The organism is Streptacidiphilus sp. P02-A3a (assembly GCF_014084105.1).
Lineage (GTDB): Bacteria > Actinomycetota > Actinomycetes > Streptomycetales > Streptomycetaceae > Streptacidiphilus.
The window spans coordinates 8,757,560-8,775,310 of sequence record NZ_CP048289.1 but is presented as its reverse complement, the minus strand read 5'-3'; the positions used below and the strand labels follow the sequence as shown (position 1 = coordinate 8,775,310).

At 69.3% G+C, this 17,751-nt stretch carries 16 protein-coding genes and 1 tRNA gene; 8 read left to right on the top strand and 9 right to left on the bottom strand.

The genetic code is table 11. The annotated features are described in order from the left end of the window. The first annotated feature begins 1 nt into the window (after window position 1). The 3 genes from GXP74_RS37220 to GXP74_RS37210 all read left to right on the top strand — a co-directional run bounded on the left by GXP74_RS37220 (window position 2) and on the right by GXP74_RS37210 (window position 4,789). Window positions 2–3,616 carry a type I restriction endonuclease subunit R gene (locus GXP74_RS37220; protein ID WP_225448463.1) on the top strand — a complete coding sequence of 1,205 codons (3,615 nt, stop codon included), beginning with the start codon at window positions 2–4 and terminating at the stop codon, window positions 3,614–3,616. A 7-nt stretch (window positions 3,617–3,623) separates the two neighbouring features. Beyond that, window positions 3,624–4,382, top strand: coding sequence for a M48 family metallopeptidase (locus GXP74_RS37215; protein ID WP_225448462.1), 759 nt, complete (start codon window positions 3,624–3,626; stop codon window positions 4,380–4,382). Window positions 4,383–4,716: 334 nt separating this feature from the next. Beyond that, window positions 4,717–4,789 (top strand) — tRNA-Thr (locus GXP74_RS37210). 239 nt (window positions 4,790–5,028) lie between these two features. On the opposite strand, the gene GXP74_RS37205 is transcribed toward GXP74_RS37210, so the two are convergent. The 3 genes from GXP74_RS37205 to GXP74_RS37195 all read right to left on the bottom strand — a co-directional run bounded on the left by GXP74_RS37205 (window position 5,029) and on the right by GXP74_RS37195 (window position 8,435). Continuing rightward, window positions 5,029–7,806: an AAA family ATPase gene (locus tag GXP74_RS37205; RefSeq protein ID WP_182455602.1), complete on the bottom strand. Its 2,778-nt coding sequence runs from the start codon at window positions 7,804–7,806 to the stop codon at window positions 5,029–5,031. 187 nt (window positions 7,807–7,993) lie between these two features. Beyond that, a complete protein-coding gene (locus GXP74_RS37200; protein WP_182455601.1) occupies window positions 7,994–8,167 on the bottom strand; it encodes a hypothetical protein in 174 nt (57 codons plus the stop codon). After that, complete coding sequence (locus GXP74_RS37195) at window positions 8,160–8,435, bottom strand: WhiB family transcriptional regulator (RefSeq protein ID WP_225448461.1); 276 nt, start codon at window positions 8,433–8,435, stop codon at window positions 8,160–8,162. The genes GXP74_RS37200 and GXP74_RS37195 overlap by 8 nt, the downstream gene beginning before the upstream one ends. 205 nt (window positions 8,436–8,640) lie before the next feature. Here GXP74_RS37195 and GXP74_RS37190 point away from each other — a divergent pair, with 205 nt between their 5' ends. From GXP74_RS37190 to GXP74_RS37180, 3 genes are read left to right on the top strand one after another with little or no spacing between them, the layout of a single operon-like run. Continuing rightward, on the top strand, window positions 8,641–9,474 hold the full coding sequence (locus tag GXP74_RS37190; RefSeq protein ID WP_182455599.1) for an alpha/beta fold hydrolase: 834 nt from the start codon (window positions 8,641–8,643) through the stop codon (window positions 9,472–9,474). A 10-nt stretch (window positions 9,475–9,484) separates the two neighbouring features. Further along, complete coding sequence (locus GXP74_RS37185) at window positions 9,485–10,477, top strand: helix-turn-helix domain-containing protein (protein WP_182455598.1); 993 nt, start codon at window positions 9,485–9,487, stop codon at window positions 10,475–10,477. 12 nt (window positions 10,478–10,489) lie between these two features. Then, window positions 10,490–11,485, top strand: a complete 996-nt coding sequence (locus GXP74_RS37180; protein WP_182455597.1) for a helix-turn-helix domain-containing protein — start codon at window positions 10,490–10,492, stop codon at window positions 11,483–11,485. 26 nt (window positions 11,486–11,511) lie between these two features. On the opposite strand, the gene GXP74_RS37175 is transcribed toward GXP74_RS37180, so the two are convergent. The 4 genes from GXP74_RS37175 to GXP74_RS37160 form a co-directional block, all read right to left on the bottom strand. Beyond that, window positions 11,512–12,084, bottom strand: coding sequence for an antibiotic biosynthesis monooxygenase (locus tag GXP74_RS37175; protein WP_182455596.1), 573 nt, complete (start codon window positions 12,082–12,084; stop codon window positions 11,512–11,514). Beyond that, window positions 12,081–12,941: an alpha/beta fold hydrolase gene (locus GXP74_RS37170; RefSeq protein ID WP_182455595.1), complete on the bottom strand. Its 861-nt coding sequence runs from the start codon at window positions 12,939–12,941 to the stop codon at window positions 12,081–12,083. Before GXP74_RS37170 ends, GXP74_RS37175 begins: the two co-directional genes overlap by 4 nt. 91 nt (window positions 12,942–13,032) lie before the next feature. Then, complete coding sequence (locus tag GXP74_RS37165; protein WP_182455594.1) at window positions 13,033–13,887, bottom strand: alpha/beta fold hydrolase; 855 nt, start codon at window positions 13,885–13,887, stop codon at window positions 13,033–13,035. Window positions 13,888–13,937: 50 nt separating this feature from the next. Then, window positions 13,938–14,774, bottom strand: coding sequence for an alpha/beta hydrolase (locus GXP74_RS37160; RefSeq protein ID WP_225448460.1), 837 nt, complete (start codon window positions 14,772–14,774; stop codon window positions 13,938–13,940). Window positions 14,775–15,288: 514 nt separating this feature from the next. On the opposite strand from GXP74_RS37160, the gene GXP74_RS37155 reads away from it, so the two are divergent. Both GXP74_RS37155 and GXP74_RS37150 read left to right on the top strand, forming a co-directional pair. Then, window positions 15,289–15,600: a hypothetical protein gene (locus tag GXP74_RS37155; protein ID WP_225448459.1), complete on the top strand. Its 312-nt coding sequence runs from the start codon at window positions 15,289–15,291 to the stop codon at window positions 15,598–15,600. Window positions 15,601–15,615: 15 nt separating this feature from the next. After that, window positions 15,616–16,212, top strand: coding sequence for a ribosome-inactivating family protein (locus tag GXP74_RS37150; protein WP_182456907.1), 597 nt, complete (start codon window positions 15,616–15,618; stop codon window positions 16,210–16,212). Window positions 16,213–16,707: 495 nt separating this feature from the next. Here GXP74_RS37150 and GXP74_RS37145 read toward each other — a convergent pair whose 3' ends face one another. Then, window positions 16,708–17,133, bottom strand: a complete 426-nt coding sequence (locus GXP74_RS37145) for a hypothetical protein (RefSeq protein ID WP_182455592.1) — start codon at window positions 17,131–17,133, stop codon at window positions 16,708–16,710. Further along, on the bottom strand, window positions 17,130–17,339 hold the full coding sequence (locus tag GXP74_RS37140; RefSeq protein WP_182455591.1) for a type II toxin-antitoxin system HicA family toxin: 210 nt from the start codon (window positions 17,337–17,339) through the stop codon (window positions 17,130–17,132). The genes GXP74_RS37145 and GXP74_RS37140 overlap by 4 nt, the downstream gene beginning before the upstream one ends. Window positions 17,340–17,751: the final 412 nt, after the last annotated feature.

The following is a 17,751-nucleotide window of genomic DNA, read 5'->3' as shown; positions in this document are numbered from 1 at the left end:
GATGGCGGCGGGGCGAACGAGCGAGCGGGACGAGGTGGAGAAGCCGATCATCAGGCACCTCAAGGCGATGGGGTGGGAGCACATCCCCGGGCCGCAGCTCAGGGCTGACGAGGCAGCGGAATTGGACCCCCGTACCGGGGTCATCCACGGTCATCTCCGTGCGGCGGTCCTCAACCTCAACCGGAACGCCGCTACAGGTCGGCCCTGGCTGACCGAGGCGATGGCCGCGCGAATGGTGACCGAGCTGAGCCATGCCCTCGGCCGTTGTCGCAGCAGCTCTTTGCTGGCAGCCAACCGCGAGGTGACCAACCTGCTGCTGTCGGGGTGCCTAATCACGGTCCCGACCAAGCATGGCAATGACAAGGACCGCTTCGGGCACTACCTCGACTGGCGTTCCGCCGATCCCTTCCAGCACAACCGATTCCTCGTGGTCGATCAGCTCAGACTGCGCTCGGCGGAGGACCGGGACGCCGTGCTCGACCTGGTCCTCTACGTCAACGGCATCCCGCTGGTGGTGATCGAGTGCAAGAGCCCCGACCTCAGCGACCCGATCGGTGACGCCGTCCACGACCTGCGCGCCTACGCAGGTCAGCCATTGGACGCCGACCCCCGGGACCAGTCCCGCCGCCCCCACGCCGTACCGGAGCCCTTCGCCGCCGCACAGCTGCTGATTGCAGCCTCAGGGGAGTCCGCCGCATTGGGGACGATCTCCTCTGCTGAGGAACACTTTGCTGTCTGGCGGAGCGTGCAACCGACCTACGCGGACGAGGAAGCCCTCCGGCGTAAGCTTGTCGCGGACCGGGTGCTGGCCGTTGAAGGGGTATTGACGGAGCAGCACAAACTGGTCGCCGTCGTCCTCAAGCCGGGCAATCTCCTCAACATCCTGCGCAACTACATCTTCGAGCTCCCGCTGCGGACCGGGCCGGGCAAGCCCTCCCGCACCGTCAAGATCGTCTGTCGGCATCAGCAGTTCCGGGCCGTCGAGAAGATCGTTCGCAAGCTGCGCACCAGGGCGAGCCGTCTCTTCCCCGGTGTGGAGGAGGACGGCCGGGGCGGAGTCATCTGGCACACCCAGGGCTCCGGCAAGAGCCTGACCATGACCTTCCTGGTCCGACGGCTGCACCGCAACCCGGACCCGGAGTTGAACGCCTTCACTGTTCTCGTGGTGACGGACCGCCGTGACCTGCAGACGCAGCTGGGCGCGGCGCTGCGGCACAGCCAGAGTCGGGTCGATGTCGCCAAGGACCGGACTGAAGTGGAGTCCATGTTGGCGGGCGCGGGTGAGCCCGGAGCCAGGGCTGTGGTCTTCACGCTGATCCAGAAGTACCTCGGCCGCATCCCGGGCTTCGTTCCCGCCGACGAGGGGGACGACTCCGATCTGATGGAGGAGTTCGACCGGGCCCAGGCGGCCGACGACCCGGAATCCGCCGACGAACCGGAGACAGAACTGGAGACGGAGCCAGCTGTGGCAGGCCAGTTCGTCCGGGCCGAGCCGATCAGCACCTCGGACCGGATTCTCGTCCTGGTCGACGAGGCACACCGTTCACACACCTCGGCGCTGCACGCCTGCCTCCGGGCCTCCGTCCCGAACGCCGCCAGGATCGGCTTCACCGGCACCCCGATCATGGAGGGGAAGCACAAGGACACCGCGCGCATCTTCGGCCTTGAGCCCGGTGGCCGGTTCCTGGACGAGTACCCCATGGTCGAGGCGGAGGCTGACGGGGTGGTCGTGCCGATCCGGTACGAGGGCCGCACCGGCCCAGGACGGGTCAGGGAGGGCACCGTCCTCGACGGCCGCTTCGAGAACCTGATCGCTCCTCTCAGCGACGCTGACCGCCAGCGGTTGCGCGCGCGCTGGACGACACTCGCCGGGCGCGACGTCGCAGAGTCCGTGCCGATGATCGAGGCCAAAGCCAGGGACATGCTGTCGCACTACGTCCGGGGACCGCTATACGGCGGCTTCAAGGCCCAGGTTGCCGCGGTGAGCAGGCTGGCGGCGGTGCTCTACCGGGACGCCCTCTCCCAGGCCCGTGACGAATTGCTGGCCCGCATCAGCGGCTACGGGGACCAGCCGCCGCACGACCGGCCGGTGTCCGGATGCGATGAAGACGAGCTGCTGCTGCTCCGTGCTTGGCAGCGGCGCGATCTGCTGCGCCGACTCGTCTTCGTCCCGGTCGTGTCGGAGGGCAAGGAGCGCAAAGCGGGCCTGTGGAAGGACTGGACCGACCCGCAGAAGCAGAAGAAGCACGTGGAGGAATTCCTGGTGCCCTTCCCCGAATCCGGGCCGGGTGCGCCCTGGAGCGGCAATGCCGATCCCACCCACGCCACAGTGCCCCTCTCGAACCCCTGGAGCAGCGGACCGGCTGCGGTTCAGCCGGAGCCGCAGACCGAGGTCGCGGCCCCGATTGCGTTCCTGATCGTGAAATCCATGCTGCTGACCGGGTTCGACGCCCCGATCGAGCAGGTCCTCTACCTCGACCGGCCTATCCAGGGCGCTGAGCTGCTCCAGGCGGTCGCCCGGGTGAACCGTCCGGCCCAGGGCAAGGAGAACGGCCTCGTTGTCGACTACTACGGCGTGCTGGCGGATCTCGGCGTGACCTTGGCCGGCTACCGGAACGGGCCGCCGAGCGTCAGCGGTCTGCGCAGTACAGCGCAGGCGGTCACCGAGATGAACCAGGCCGCTGGAGCCGTGGCGGACTTCCTCGCCAGGGCGGGCGCGGACGGGGCCGACACTCCCGACGGCATGTCCCGGGCCATCCGAATGCTTCAGCCTCCGGAGCTCCGCGCCGAGTACGACCAGGTGATGCGTGCCTTCCTGAATGCGATGGGGCGGGTGCTCCCGCATCAGGACGGCCTCAGCCAGGTGCCGAACGCCCAGCAGTGGGCGCTGCTGCAGAAGCGGGTCCACCGCCATGCCAGGGATCTGCCCGGCGGCGGCTTCTCCTACCGGGGCATCAGCCGCCAGGTACGGGCGCTGATCGCCGAGCATCTGGAGCTCCCGGAGATTGAACAGGTCATTCCGCCAGTCTCGATCCTGGCCCCTGACTTCGACGAGGTAGTCGGACGGATTCCTGACGTGGAACTGTCCGTCAGCGAGCAGGTCCAGGCACTGCGCTATCACCTGGAGGAGCGTTTGCGTCAGGATGACCTGCCGGTCCACCGAGAGCTCTCCGAGGAACTGGAGCGTATCCTCGCCGAGTGCGACGACAGATGGACCGAGATCGCGCAGCGGCTCGGCCCAGTCTTTGCCGCAGCGCGGCAGGCCGAGCAAGACGACCCGGAGATTGTCCACCTCTCCCCGCTCGAACGTGCGCTGCACGCCAAGCTCGCGGGCCTCGTCAGCGATCTACCCGCCCTTTCGGGGGTGGACGCCGATCAGATGCGTGATCTCACCGTGGAACTGGCCGGTGTGATCAGCGAACATGTGCGGACGCCCGCCTACGCCGCTGACACGGCCAGTCAAAGGCGGTTGGAGACGGTTATCTGGGAGTGCCTCGAGGAGTCGGACCTGGTCGTCGGTCCCGATGCTTTGGCGGCGCTCGAAATCCTCGTGCGGGGGCTGGGCGGTTATGTGCGGAGCCACCGCGAACAGTTTGCTTCTGCGCGGCGGAGATAATGGAGTGGTGCCCTCCGAATCCGCCCTTGTCGACGGCCACCCGATCGCTTTCGACGGACTGGAACTCATCGTCAGGCTGAGTCCTCGGCGTACTCGCCTGGGGCTCACCCTTGAGCGTGACGGGTCGATTCTCCTCCGTGTCCCCCCGGGATGCGGACTGGACCGTGCCGAGGCCTTTGTCCGGGGCAACCGTCCCTGGATCGAGTCGAAGTCACGCCTGCGTGAGGACCGGGCTCCGGCTCAGGCCGTCCGTGACCTTTCCGAGGGGGAGATCCACCGCTACCTCGGGCGCGAGTACCGCCTCCATCTGGTGGACGAGTCGGACGCGCCGACCCGGCTGACCGGGGGGCGGCTGCAGCTCAGCCGCGCCGTCGCCGCAGACCCGGTTCTGGCCCGGGCCGCCCTTGCTGCCTGGTACTGCCAGGCGGGTCGCCGGTGGGCAACGAACCGGGTCCAGCCCTGGGCCGCACGGATGGAGGTCCCCGAACTCCCCATTGAGGTACGCGATGTGGGGCGCCGTTGGGGCACCTACCGGTCCGCGCCTTCCGGGCCAGGGCGGATCGCCTTGCATTGGGCAGCCTTCCAGTTGCCCACCCGCCTGGTTGACTATGTCATTGCTCATGAACTGGCTCATGTCCGCATCGCCGGCCATGGAACCGCGTATTGGCGGCTGCTCGCGCAGGCGCTTCCCGAATGTGTCTCCCTGAAGCAGGAACTGGATGAGATGGGCCGACGGGTGTGGCTGGGTGATCTGGCCACACGCTGAAGACGCTGGGCTGACTCACCCAGCGTCTCGGCGCAGGTCACTCGTCGTGACGTAGCCCGAGAAGGCCGAGGCGTCGACGTTGCGAGGTTGAACCTGTCGCTTCGCTGTGCCGGTCGGCGGTGCCAGCCGCGGGCGGAGAACCGAAGTGATGGTTCAGGGGAGGCCGAGGGGAGGCCGGACGCCTTTGGACAGATCAGACTGGATCGGCACGGAGGCAGGACTGGGCACTGCAAAACATCCGATCTGGCGGTCGGAAAAGCGGCGCCGACTAGCTAAGAAGCCGGACGGATCAGCACTGGGCGGTACCAAACGGCATGTTTCCTTACTGCCTGCAGCCGATGTCTCGCCGGTTGAATGCCGCTCTTGTAAAGCGAAGGTCGTCGGTTCGAATCCGACAGGGGGCTCCAAAGCGGACATAATTTCAGGGCATACCGGATACTTGATCCGGGTAGTACAGGTCAGCGGCCTACGGTGCCCTCCTGGGTGGACGCTCGTGAGACCTGCTTCCGGGAAGTACGGCTCACCCGTTCAGTCGATTGACAAGTTCCTCGGTATGCAAGTCGCCGTCCCGGGACACCAGGGTTGTGCCATCGGCGGCCAGAGGTTGATGGAGCGCCACCAAGCGGGGCACGGATTCTGTGGCTGCTCAGGCGGTCGGCGCGCTGAGGGCGTCGCGCAGGGCCGAGCGGGAGCTGATGCCGAGTTTGGGGAAGACCCGGTAGAGGTGGGCGCTGACGGTGCGTGGGGAGAGGTAGAGGCGTTCGGCGATCTGCTTGTTGCTGAGCCCGGCCGCGGCAAGCTCCGCAACCTCAAGTTGCTGTGCGGTGAGGTGGACGAGGGGGGACGTGGCGGTGTGGCCCACTGCGCCGGCCGGGGATTCCAGGGCCACTCCGGTGGCGCGGAGTTCTTGTTCGGCACGCTGCTGCCAGGCGGTGGCTCCGACGCGGCGGAAGATGTCCGCGGCGCGTCGCAGTTCGGGCCGCGCGTCGCCGGGGCGAAGGTTGCGGCGGTGCAGTTCGCCCAGCGTGAGGCGGACGCGGGCGTGGTCGAAGGGCCACCGTTCGATGCCGGGCAGGGAAAGGGCCTGCTGGTAGAGCGGGGCAGCCTGTTCGTCGGGGGCGGCCAGGGCGCGGGCGGCGAAGGTCAGCAGGCGCAGGCGCGGCGTGAGGTCCGCGAGCCCGGCCCGGTCGACGGCTGCGACGTGGGTTCCGGCCTGGTCGTGGCGTCCGCTGCGAACCGCCGCCTCGACCAGGTCGTACACCGCCCACGGCGCGCAGCTGGCATACGGCCGTAGGCTGCCCGCCGGGCTGATGCGGAGCAGGTGCGCGTACGCGGTCTCGTAGTCCCCCTGGGCCAGGGCAGCCAGGGCCAGGTTGCGGGCCGACTGGGCCAGGTGCAGGCCGCTGCCGCGCGGGGCGGCCCACTGCTCGATGCTCCGGCTGAACTCGACGGCCGATTCGGTGTCCCCGCGACTCGCGGCGAGTAGGCCGAGGACGCAGCGGAAGTCGTTGACGCTCGGTTCCATCCCGTGCCGGACGCTCAGCTCCAGCCCGGCGGTGGCCTGCTGCTCGCTGCCCTCCCAGTCACCGGAGAGGTACAGGTACTGGGCCTCGCACAGGTAGCCCTCGGCGGCGTGGGTCAGCGCGCCGGTACCGACCTCGCGTTCGCGTAGGGTGCGGACTTCGGGCCGGTAGTCGCCCAGGGCGTCCAGCCAGCGCGCCACCCGGCACAGCTCGGCGAGTCGGCCGGGCGGCGCATCCGCGTCCAGTGCTTCGAACAGGGTCTGGAGGCGGCCACGGGCGTCCGCCCCGGCGCGGGCGGTGTCGCCGAGAACGTCGTGGAGGAGCTGTGCGGTCTCCTCCAACGGTCCCGTGCCGTGGACCGCCCTCAGCCGTTCCCGGGTCTCCTGCCAGGCGTCGGGGTCTCCTGCGGCGTGGGTGGCGAGGAGGAGCTGGTGCAGGGCGGTGGCGAGGGTGCGCGGCTCCTGCACGGCGAGGTCCTTGGTGAGGACCCGCAGGAGTAGTTTGCGCGCGGCATTGAGGTCGCCGTCGCGGCGCAGCAGGACCTGGGCCTTGGTGGTGAGGTTGCTTGCGACCTGGGTGGGGTCGTCGAGTCGGCGGCGGGCGTCGTCGGTCAGTTGCTGGGCCAGGTTCAACTGGCCTGACTCGCTGGCGAGTTCGGCAGCGTGCTGGAGGCGGCGGGCGGCGCCGAGGGGGCTGGGGCTGAGGTCGGCGGCGCGTTGCAGGGCCGAGACGGCAAGCCCTGCTCCGCCGCGCAGGCTGATGGCCCTGGCGGCTTGTTCGATCTCGTCGGCGACTGCTTCATCGGGTTCGACGGTGGCGGCGGCGAGGTGCCACAGGCGGCGTTCGCTGCGGCCCCGGTAGGAGTCCGCGAGGGCGGCGTGGGCGGCGCGTATCTCGTCGGGTGCGGCGGTGTGGACGATCGCGGAGCGCACCAGGGGGTGACGGAACCGCAGTCCGCTGGGTGTGGAGTCGCGGGTGACCAGCCCCAGGGCCTCCAGCATGAGAACGTCTGCCGGGTCCAGGGCCGTCGCGTGGGAGGGGTTGGCCCGCTGCTCGATCCGGTCGCCGTCCAGCGCGGTGAGCAGCAGCGCGCGGCGCAGCTCGGCGGGCAGCGTGCGGACCCGGCTGGCGTAGCCGGTTTCCAGGCGAGTGCGCAGGGGTGCGGTGGCGGGCAGCATCTCCAGCCCGACGGCCGCTTCGGTGCCGAACGCCCCGGGGAGCTCGGCCAGGGCGAGGGGGTTGCCCGCCGCGTCCTGGAGCACGCGGTGGCGCACGGTTTCGGGGAGCCGCGGGTGCAGGCGCCGGACCAGCCGGTCGGCTGCCTCGTCGCTCAGCGGCAGTACCTCCAGCATGGACAGTCCGGGGGTGACCCGCTCGCTGGCCAGCAGCGCGCGGCGGGCGAAGACCGCGCGGATGTGCTGGTTCGCCTGGAGCCGCAGCAGGATGAACATCACGACTTCGCGGGATGGGTGATCCACCCAGTGGGCGTCCTCGACGGCGATGAGCAGCGGGCCGTCCTCGGCGACGGCGGTCACGGCGGCGAGCGACGCGGCGGAGACGGCCAGGCGGTCGGGGACGGGACCGTCCTCGACGCCGAGGATGCGGCGCAGGACGGTGCGATGGAAGGGAGCCAGCCGTTCGACGTATTCGGTGACGGGGGCGAGGAGCTGGTGCAGTCCGGCGAAGGCCACGTGGGCTTCGCTCTCGTAGCCGGTTCCCCCGATGACGCGGATGCCGAGTGCGCGGGCGTGTCCGGAGGCGGCCTGGAGCAGGACGGTCTTGCCGACGCCCGGGTCCCCGTGCAGGACCAGGCTGGTGGGCGCGGTCGGGGAGCGTTCGACGACCGCTGCCAGGGCGGCCAGTTCCCGTTCTCGTCCGAGGATGTCCACGGCGTCAACCATTCTCACCGTCCTGACGGCTTCGGGTTCCGGTGGTCGGTACGGGTCTCGTCCGCTGAGGGCGGGCACGGTGGGGAGTGCGGGGCGGTCCATGGTGAGGGCTGAACGCATCATGGCGGGGCTCCTGAGGCAGTTCGATGATAGCCGGGCGCGGCCTGCGGCCGGGCTGCCGGTGCGGGCGGGGCCGGGCTCAGTGGGCCGGACCGGTGCGGTGGCGCGGTGCGTGGTCCTCGACGTGCGCTCGCAGGATGCGCCGTGCCCGGGCGTCGGGGCTGACGCCGCGCAGGAGTCGGCGCCAGCGCGCGGCGTCGTTGCCCAGGCTCGCCCACACCGGCGACTGCGGATCGCCCCCGGCGTCAACCACGGCTGCCGCCAACCGCGTTGAGGCGCTCGGTCTCGGAGAGGCCGCCCCACAGGCCGTGCGGCTCGCTGGTGGCCAGTGCGAAGGCGGCGCAGGGTGTCCGGACCGGGCAGGCCCGGCACACCTGGCGGGCGGCGGCCTCGCGTCGCCGGCGCCGGGAACCGCGTTCGCCGGACGGGGAGAAGAACACCTCGCTGTCCATGCCCCGGCAGGCGGCGGTCAGTTGCCACTCCCAGAGCTCTGATACCGGTGCGACGGGAAATCTTCTCACGGGGAATCCTCCGGGCGTTCGGTGGCGGAGTCCCACGCTAGAACCGGGCGGTCGGCACCGGCTCGGCTTCCCGTGCAGGGGTCCGTACCGAGCGTGCACACCGGTCGGTGCAGGTCGACGTGCAGGTGCAGTCATCTGACCGATTCCACGGGCCGGGTCGCGGGGCATCCTCGCCTGCAGGGGATACGAGTGAGGGAGCGCGCGGATGCCACGGCTCGTGGTGGCTGAGGAGAACGGCAATCCGGTCAGCCTGGACTACCAGGACGTCGGCACCGGGGACCCGGTCGTCCTCATCCACGGTTGGCCGCTGACCCAGCAGATGTGGAACGCCCAGGTCACCGCGTTCGTGGAGGCCGGTCACCGGGTGGTGAGCTATGACCGGCGCGGTTTCGGCCGCTCCACGCAGACGTGGGAGGGCTACGACTACGGCACGTTCGCCGAGGATCTGCACCACCTCGTCCACGCGCTGGACCTGCGGCGGGCGACCCTGGTCGGGTTCTCCTCCGGCGGCGGCGATATCGCCCGCTACCTCGGCACGCACGGTACCGGCCGGATCGCCCGGGTGGTCCTGGCCAGCGCGATGCTGCCCGCGCTGCGGGACACTCCCGACAACGCCACCGGGATGCTCGACGACGCCACGATCGCCGAACTGCTCTCCGCCGCGCGCGAGTACCGCATTCCCATGGTGGACGAGTTCCTGAACCGTTGCTTCTCGGTCGACGGGATCGTGGCCATCGACGAGCCGACCCGCCGCTACGCCCTGCACCTGGCCTCGGCCGCGTCGCCCAAGGCGACCACGGACTCGCTGGTGGCCTGGACCGGCTGCGACTTCCGCGCGGAACTGGCCGCGGTCGACGTCCCGGCCCTGGTCATCCACGGCGACTCGGACGCGGTGGTGCCCTTCGAGCGCAGCGGGCGGTTGACGGCTGCGGCGATCCCCGGCAGCGAGACCGTGATCGTCCCCAGCGCGCCGCACGGGGTGCCGATGACCCATCACCAGCAGTGGAACCAGGCCGTGCTCGCCTTCCTGGAGAAGTGAGGCGGCACCGGTGGCCTTCGTCTGGGAGACAGCGGCCGACACACCCGCCGCCCGGGTGCGGGCCCTCACCGACTTCGTCCGAAGAGCGGCCTTCCCCGTGGAGGTCGACCACCTCGTTCCGACCGGGAGCGTTCGGGCCAGGATCGAGGCCGCCCGGTTCGGCCGGATCACGTTGCTGACCTGCACCACCTCCCCGGTCACCCTGCGCCGCACAGCCACCGCGACCGGGGACGGGTACCCGCCGACCCTGGTGCTGGTGCTGCCGATCACCCGTTCGAGCCGCATCGCGACCGGCGGCCACGAGACCGAGATCCGACCCGGCGACCTCGGGCTGCACCTCTCCACGGTGCCGCACACGCTGACCCACCCCGAGGGGATGCACACCCACGTCTTCCTCATCCCCGCACCGGACCTCGACCTGTCCCAGGCCGCGCTCCGGGAACTGGCCGGAACAGCGCTGCGCGGCACGGACCCGGACACCGCCGTGGTGCGTGACTACTTCGACGCGCTGGCGACCACACCCGCCCTGCGCTCCAAGCCGACCGCCGACCACCTGGCCGGTCCCAGCGTCGAACTGCTGCGCTCGCTGCTGGCCGCCCGCCCGGGCAGCCGGCCGATGGGCGCCGGTCCGGATGCCTTCGAACTCCCCGGGCGCATCGTGGAATACCTGCGGCGGCACCTGGCCGATCCGGAGCTGACGCCGCTGCGGGTGGCGCAGGCCCACCACGTCTCGCTCCGGCAGCTCTACGTGCTCCTGGGACGGCAGGGGGTGGTCCTGGGCGACTGGGTCCGTGCCCAGCGCCTTGAGCGGTGCCGCCGGGAACTGGCGGACCCAGGGCACGCGGGTGAGCCGATCGTCTCGATCGCCCGCCGCTGGGGGTTCAGCGACCCCACCCACTTCGGCCGCGCCTTCAAGCGGGCCTACGGCGTCACCCCGACCCAGTGGCGCGCCGCAGCCACGGCGTCCGAACCCGACCCAGCAGTTCTGACCCCGTTGACCTAGGAGGACCCCACGATGCCCCTGACCGAGACCGAATCCGCGGCCGTGCCCCAGACCCAGCCCGCCCCCGAGGTCTACGACTTCTCCGCGCTTCCGGTCAGGGACCGGGTCGAAGCGGTCCACACGGCGCACAGCAGCTTCATCGTCCCCGTCAATGTCACCTACCGGGTACCGCCCAGCGAGGTGTTCGGGCACATGCGCCACCAGAGCCTGGGCCGCTTCCAGATCGTCACCGCCAATGCCGCCCCCGGCATCCTGGACCGCACCCCGGCACGGGTGCGGCAGGACACCGAACCCCATCTGATCCTCTGCCGCCAGGTGTCGACCTGGACCAAGCTGGAACAGGACGGCCGCCAGGTCCGGCAGCAGGCGGGTGATCTGGTCGCCCTGGACTCCACCGCCCCCTACCGGCTGGAGTTCCCCGAGTACGTCGACAACCAGACCCTCCTGATCCCCCACGCCGACCTCGCCCTGCCCGCCGACCAGATCCGCCGCGCGACGGCACTGCGGCTCGGCGCGGGGACCGGAATGGACACCCTGGTGGCCGCCCACCTGTCCCGGATCGTGGATCAGGGAAGCGCCCGCCTGGCCCAGCCGACCGTCGAACTGGTCCGCGCCCTGATCACCACCAGCCTCGGCGACACCCTGGGCGCACGCGAGCCGCTGGAGAACACCCTGGACCTGGAGCTGCGGATCGTGGAATACCTGCGGAACCATCTGCCGGAGCGCGACCTGACACCGGCCCGGGTGGCGGCGGCCCACCACATCTCGGTACGCCAGCTGTACACCGTGCTCGCCCGCTCGGGAATCTGCTTCGGGGACTGGCTGCGCACCAACCGCCTGGAGGCGTCGCGCCGGGAACTGGGCCGCCCGGAGTCCCGGACCCTGTCGGTGGCGACGATCGCCCACCGCTGGGGTTTCGCCAACCTGTCCCACTTCAGCCGGGTGTTCAGAGCCGCCTACGGACTCACGCCCACCGAATGGCGGCAGTTGGGGCGCAGCAGCCGGTGACCGCCGCGCCCCGAACCGCCGCCTCCTCAGTGGTGGAGCCAGCGCCGGAACAGCCGGGTCAGCGTGGGCATGATCACCCAGGTGAGCAGGACGACCTGCACCGCCGCGCTGAGCATGACCCTGGGCAGCACCGGCAGGTGCAGCAGCGCGGGCCGGAACACTGTCGAGGAGAGCAGGGCGATGGGGAAGATTCCCAGCCAGACCAGCGGAGCCATCCGGTGCGGCGCGGGGGCGTCCACGTTGTCCAGATCGAACCAGGCCTCCGGTCCGACCCGCCGTACCGGCGCCCGAACCCGTTCGGCGAGCGGGGCGATCGCGTCCGACCGGTCACGGTACTCGGCCGAGTGCAGCCACGCCTCCAACTCCGGCTGGGAGGCGAAGGAGAAGCGCACGATGTAGTCCCGCCCCGATGGGCCGGGCCGCAGCACCGTGGCGTCGAGGGCGCCGGGGTGGCCGGTCGCGGCGCCGATGAGGTCGTGCAGCAGGCGTTCGTACGCGTGGCGGTCCCCGGGCCGGACCCGGCTGTGCAGCGTGGTGACGACCGGCTGGTGCAGGCGTCCCGGTTCGTCCCGGGGCTCGGTGGGGCCCGGCGCGGTCATCGCAGGAAGTCCAGCACCTGTCGACCGAAGACCTCGGCGTGCTGGAACAGGAACGCGTGTCCGGCGTCGCTGTAGAGCACGAGCGTGGCGTCCGGCAGTCGCCTGACCATGGCGAACGAGTGGTAGGCGTCCATCAGCAGATCATGGGCCCCGCCCGCGACAAGGACCGGCAGGGTGAGTTCCTCCAGTCGCTCCCAGGCGCTGTCCTGGCCCGAGGACCAGGCGACGAGTGCCCGGGTCTGTGCCTTGGAGGCCACCGCGTCCACTTCGGTGCCACCGGCTCCGCCGCCGTGGCGGGTCTCCAGCCGTCGCAGCGACGCCTGGCCCGCCGCGCGGCCCTGCGGGGTGTCCGGGAAGAACAGGTAGAGGAAGTCCTCGTCGTCGTTGACCGGCTTCCCGGCCACCTGCCCCACCTTCGGCGGGGACTGGGGCGCGGCGGGGACCGGACCGGGCTTCGACCCGGCGACGATCAGCCTGCGCACCAGCTGGGGCTGGGTCAGGGTGGCTGCCTGTGCCACGAATCCGCCCATCGACCAGCCCAGCAGGTCCACCTGACGCAGCCCCAGGAGCGACACGAACTCCAGCGTGTCCTGCGCCATCTCCTGCACGGTGGCGGGAGCCTCACCGCCGGAGGAGCCGACGCCGGGGGCGTCGAACACGATGACGTCCCGCTCGGTCGCGAGGACGTCCAGGAAAGCAGGGTCCCAGTGGTCGATCGTGCCGCGGAAGCGGTTGCACAGCACCAGCGGGACCTGCCCGCGCGGGCCGCCTCGACGGTAGGCGAAGGGGCCCGAGGGGCCGTTCGCGTACTGCGTGGGGATCAGGTCGAACAGGTACGAGTCGGATTCGGTGGTCATCGGAACTCCTGTGAAGTGGTCGAAAGTTCGGGGTCGTCGTGGTTTCGGGCGGGGCCTGGAGGGGGGAGGTCCGCAGGCCCCGCCCGGGCGGTCAGCCTTCGGCGTTCGCTGCCTCCTCGATGACGTGTGTGACGGCAGCGGGGTGGGAGATCATGGACAGGTGAGAGGCGGGGACCTCGGTGATGTGGCCGTGGGCCCGCTTGGCCATGGACAGTTGCAGGGCGGGCGGGATGACGTTGTCCTTGGTGCCGACCAGGAACCAGCTGGGCAGGGACAGCCACGCGGGTTTCCCGGAGGGCTGGGTCAGCGCGCTCAGGGTCACCGGCTCCTGGGTGGCGGCGAGTTCGGCGCCGACCCGCGCGGGCAGGTCATTGGCGAACGTCTGGGGGAAGAGAGCCGACTTGATGTAGAGGTCGGCGTCCCCGGCCGGGGCGCCGGGGTACTGGACGGCGTCGAACATCGCGCTCGGGTTCGCGCCACCGTCCGAGGACACCAGCCCCAGCACCGACTCCCCCTGAGCCGGGGCGAAGGCGTCGATGTAGACCAGCGCCTTGACGTCGGGGTCGGCCGCAGCGGCGTCGGTGATCACCGCGCCGCCGTAGGAGTGACCGACCAGGATGACCGGGCCGGTGACCCGCTGCTCCAGGAAGGCATCCAGGTAGGCGGCGTCACTGCTGAGTCCGCGCAGCGGGTTGGGTTCGGCCAGCACCGTGTAGCCGTCGCCCTCCAGCCGCTCGGTGACCTGCGCCCAGCTGGACGGGTCGGCCCAGGCGCCGTGGACGAGCACGATGGTGGGCTTGGCTCCGGCGGTGTCACCGGTGCGCGTTCCCGCGTCGGCGGAGACCGTCGTCGCGGCCACCAGCATCCCGGCGGCTGCGACGGTCAGGGCGTAGCGGGCGTGAATGGAACGCTTGCTGCGAGTCTTGGGGCGGCGGTGCTGGGACATGGTGGGAGCTCCTTCGTGATGGCGGGTTCAGGGACGGCGGGAGACGCGAGCTACCGCTCCGCGTGGCGGATCGTGGGATGGGCGGAAAGGCCCTGGGCCGCAAGGAAGTCCAGGGCGTACTGGGCCACGTCGGGCCAGCCGTGGTCGAGCTGCTGGGAGTGGCCGCGCCCCTCGAAGACCTGATACGCGGTGATCGAGGGGTTGTCGCGGTAGAGCTTGAAGGCGGAGTGGACGGTCGCCTCCGGGACCGTGCGGTCCGCGTCACCGGCGATGATCAGCAGCGGCCCGCGTGCCCGCTGGACATCGACGGTGGCCTCGGTGCTCGGGGACAGGTTCGCCGAGGCGCCCTGGAAGACGGGCAGCGCCGGTGCCGGGATGGCGTAGCGCCGATAGAGGTCGTCGGACTCCTCGCGGGAGACGCCGTTGGCGAATCCGTGGTGGAACTGATCGGCGGTCTGGGAGACCGCCTGGGTGCGGGTGCCGGGGTGGCCCAGGACCGGCCAGGCGGTCCTCAGCTGCACCAGCGGCAGCCGCTTGACGCCCCGGAACTGGGCCGGGGCGATGGCCACACCGCCGCGGGCGAGCCCGTCGGCGAGCAGCTTCTGGGCGATCAGACCGCCGAAGGAGTGGCCCACCACGACCGGAGGGGCCGGAAGCGAGCGGATGATCTCCGCGTAGTGGTCGGTGACTTCGGTAATCCCCCGGTTGGCGACCGCGGCGGCGTTCACCCGGGTCTCCTCGGCGGTGGGGGCGTCGCCCGGCCAGCCGGGCGCAATCGCCTCATAGCCCTGGCGGTTGAACAGCTCGACCCAGTTGTCCCAGCTGGTGGCGTGCATCCACAGTCCGTGGATGAACACGACCGGGATGGGCGTGGAATCCGTCATCATCCGGCCTCTCATCGATTTCCGGCAAAGCTGCTGCCTCGCTGAGAAAAGCCTGCGCGGCCGCGGGGTGCGCGCGAATCGGTCACATGACTGCACCTGGGAGATGACCGTCGACTGTGTTTCTGCAAACGTCCGGAAACCCGTGACCAGTCCGATGAGAAGAGCCACGGGCCGAGTCGGCTCAGCGTGCACGGGATTGTTCTCTGCCTGCTGAGCAGCCGGATATCTCTGGCACCTGTCGCAAACACCATCGATGCTGAGTCGAGGGAGGGTGGAGAGCTGAAGGATGCGGTGGCACACCTACGGCACTCCGTGTGGCCACCCCTGGAGAAGCGTTGTCTCGGAGTGGGCAACTCAACTCGTTCGCCTAAGAGTTCATCGAGAGGATCAGCTGCACGGGCGCACGCGGCAGGCTCAGGCCGCCGCCCGGGGATACCCCGCACGTACGCACGTCGCTATCCCGATTTCCCTGACACCGCACGAACAACGATTGGGAATACAGAGAATGAGATTCACTTTGCACAGCAGGCGCGGAACCCGTGCGGTTCTGACGATTTTCCTGGCGCTGGTGGTCGCTTTCACGGGGATCCTGACCTCGGGCACCACTCCGGCTCGGGCCGACACGGGCTACGGCCAGATCAAGCAGTGCTGGATGAACCTCGGCGCCGCCCCCAACTCCAATCAGCAACGCATGTACGCCGAACTGATAGGCAGCCTGCGCCAAGCCGCGGGCCATACCTACCGCGGCAGCGTCTACCAGACCCAGGGCGTGAGTTACAGCCTCATCAGACTGAGCCTCACCTTCCAGGAGCGGACCGTGGTCCTGTGATTCTCCCCTCAGGACCTGTACCTGCGCGGTTTCACCAACGCGGCAGGAACGACCTACCAGTTCAACGACACTGACTACGTCCTGACCAGCTACCTGGACCGCATGGGCGCTCTCCCCGCCGGAACCGGGGCGAATCTCAGCTTCGGCAGCAACTACAACTCAATGGTTCAGGCCGCAGGCCGCAGCAGGGCGAACATGTCCATCAGCTATGAGGACTTCACGAGTTCGATCCTCAACCTCGCCAACGCCACCAACCCCTACGGGGACAATCAGCAGCGAGAAGTTGCCAGATCACTCATGCTGATGATCCAACTCACTTCCGAGGCCGCCCGGTTCAACGACGTGTACGGCATCGGCGCGGCCATCACCGGCACTGACGCCCACTACAACGGCCTGCCGACAATGCAGCAGTACCTGGAGAACAGCTGGCAGCGCATGTCGCAGTACGCAGTCAACGTCACCCAGAATCCAGGGACGCCCCCCGTCGCAGTCAATGGGGTGGGGACACTTTCCAGCTGGTCGGACGCGAGCCGCTACCTGGCCATGCTCGTCGGCAACCTGAACCTGCCCCAAGAAGGGCCCGCAGGCAACTGGAAGAACACCGAGCTGTGACGCGCTGTTCCACAACCCGTGACCGACCCAGGGACCATGACCGCTCCACGGACGTCCCCAACGCCAGTGACTGCGGGCCTGCTCGAACGCTGCCACGCTGAATCACCGACGCATCGACGGTGTCAGCGAGGAGACCTTGGAGCAGGTCACCCGCTGCACCCCCGGCTTCCACGCCCGGCAGGATTCGCCACCGAGCAGCTGTTCCGTGTCTGCCCCGTCCTGTCGCTTCGTGTGTGCGCCTATGAAAGCCAAGGCGGCAAGGATTCCTTCCTCGCCTTGCCAGCGGGCCAGGTTGTGCCGGGTGGTGAGGGTGTCGGGGTGATCGGCTTCACGGATGTAGGTACCGATGCGGGCTGCGGCGTCGCTGGTTCTCCCGCGTCGGCGTAGTCAGAACGCCTCCGAACGCGCCTCGATGCCGTACGGGCCCATTTCCAGGGTGGGCAGCTGGATCGCTCCCATCGATCTGCGCTCTTGGCCGTGGGAGGGCTGAGGTGGTTAGGCTGGGATGCGCTTGTCCTTGGCAGCGCGCTTTGAGGCGCCGATAGTGCCCTTGCCGAGGAGTTGAGTCACGCGGGTTGGCGAAACGCCAAGCACCTTGGCGGCGTCTTGCCCGGTCAGGCCGGCGTCGACTAGGCGGCGAGCGGCCTTGCGGTTGGATGCCGCGGCCTTTGCGACGGCCGCTTCTGCGATACGGGCGGCTTCGCGGGCGGCGGCGGCTTCCTCGTCGAGGTCGCCCCCGACCTCAATGGTGAGTTTGTAGTCAACGGTCTCTGGCGCTTGGTCGTTCATCATGTGGATGTAGCTGCGAATCATACTGTCGGCGTCATTGGTGAGGTTGCGGGACTGAGTGACTCCAACGCCGTCGATGTGCAGTTCCCAGTAGCGTCCGGCGCGCTTCGCCCGGACCGCGTAGTTGCTCACTGAAGCCATCCTTTCGACAGGCAGGCAAGGTCGCTGATGATGTTGCGAATCACGCCGGGGGTGACGCCCCGGTGACGCGGCACGGCGGTGGTGTGCTTGCCGCAGGGGCAGCCCCACTTTGTGTGACCTCCGTCATCCGAGAGCCAGAGGCAACCCTGCTTCTTGAGGGCCTTCACGACGAGACGCAGCGACATTTCTTTGACCACAACAGTAGATTAAGACCTCTTCACCGTCAATATCAAGGGGTCTTCATAATCTCACCGGAACGAGCGAAGATCACGTTCGCTCGGATGCCCTCGTCAGACGACGTGCTCCCCGCCCCTGCGGAGGCGACGCGCCATCCATCCCATCGACCGCACCCTGTGCGAGGTGCCATGTCCTCGCTTTGGGGGTATTGCACTGCCGGCCTCGCTTCCAGCTTCCGATGGCCCTGTCAGTCGGGCTTGGTGCGGCTCCCGCCGCCCGGGGGCAGGCGTTCTACTGAGAGTGATTTTTGCGGATCAGACGGCCTGGCGGTTGCATCATTGCAGGTCAGGGGCTTGCGTGGGGAAAATTTGTCAAGCGAAGGTCGTCGGTTCGAATCCGACAGGGGGCTCCAAAAATGACATAATTTCAGCG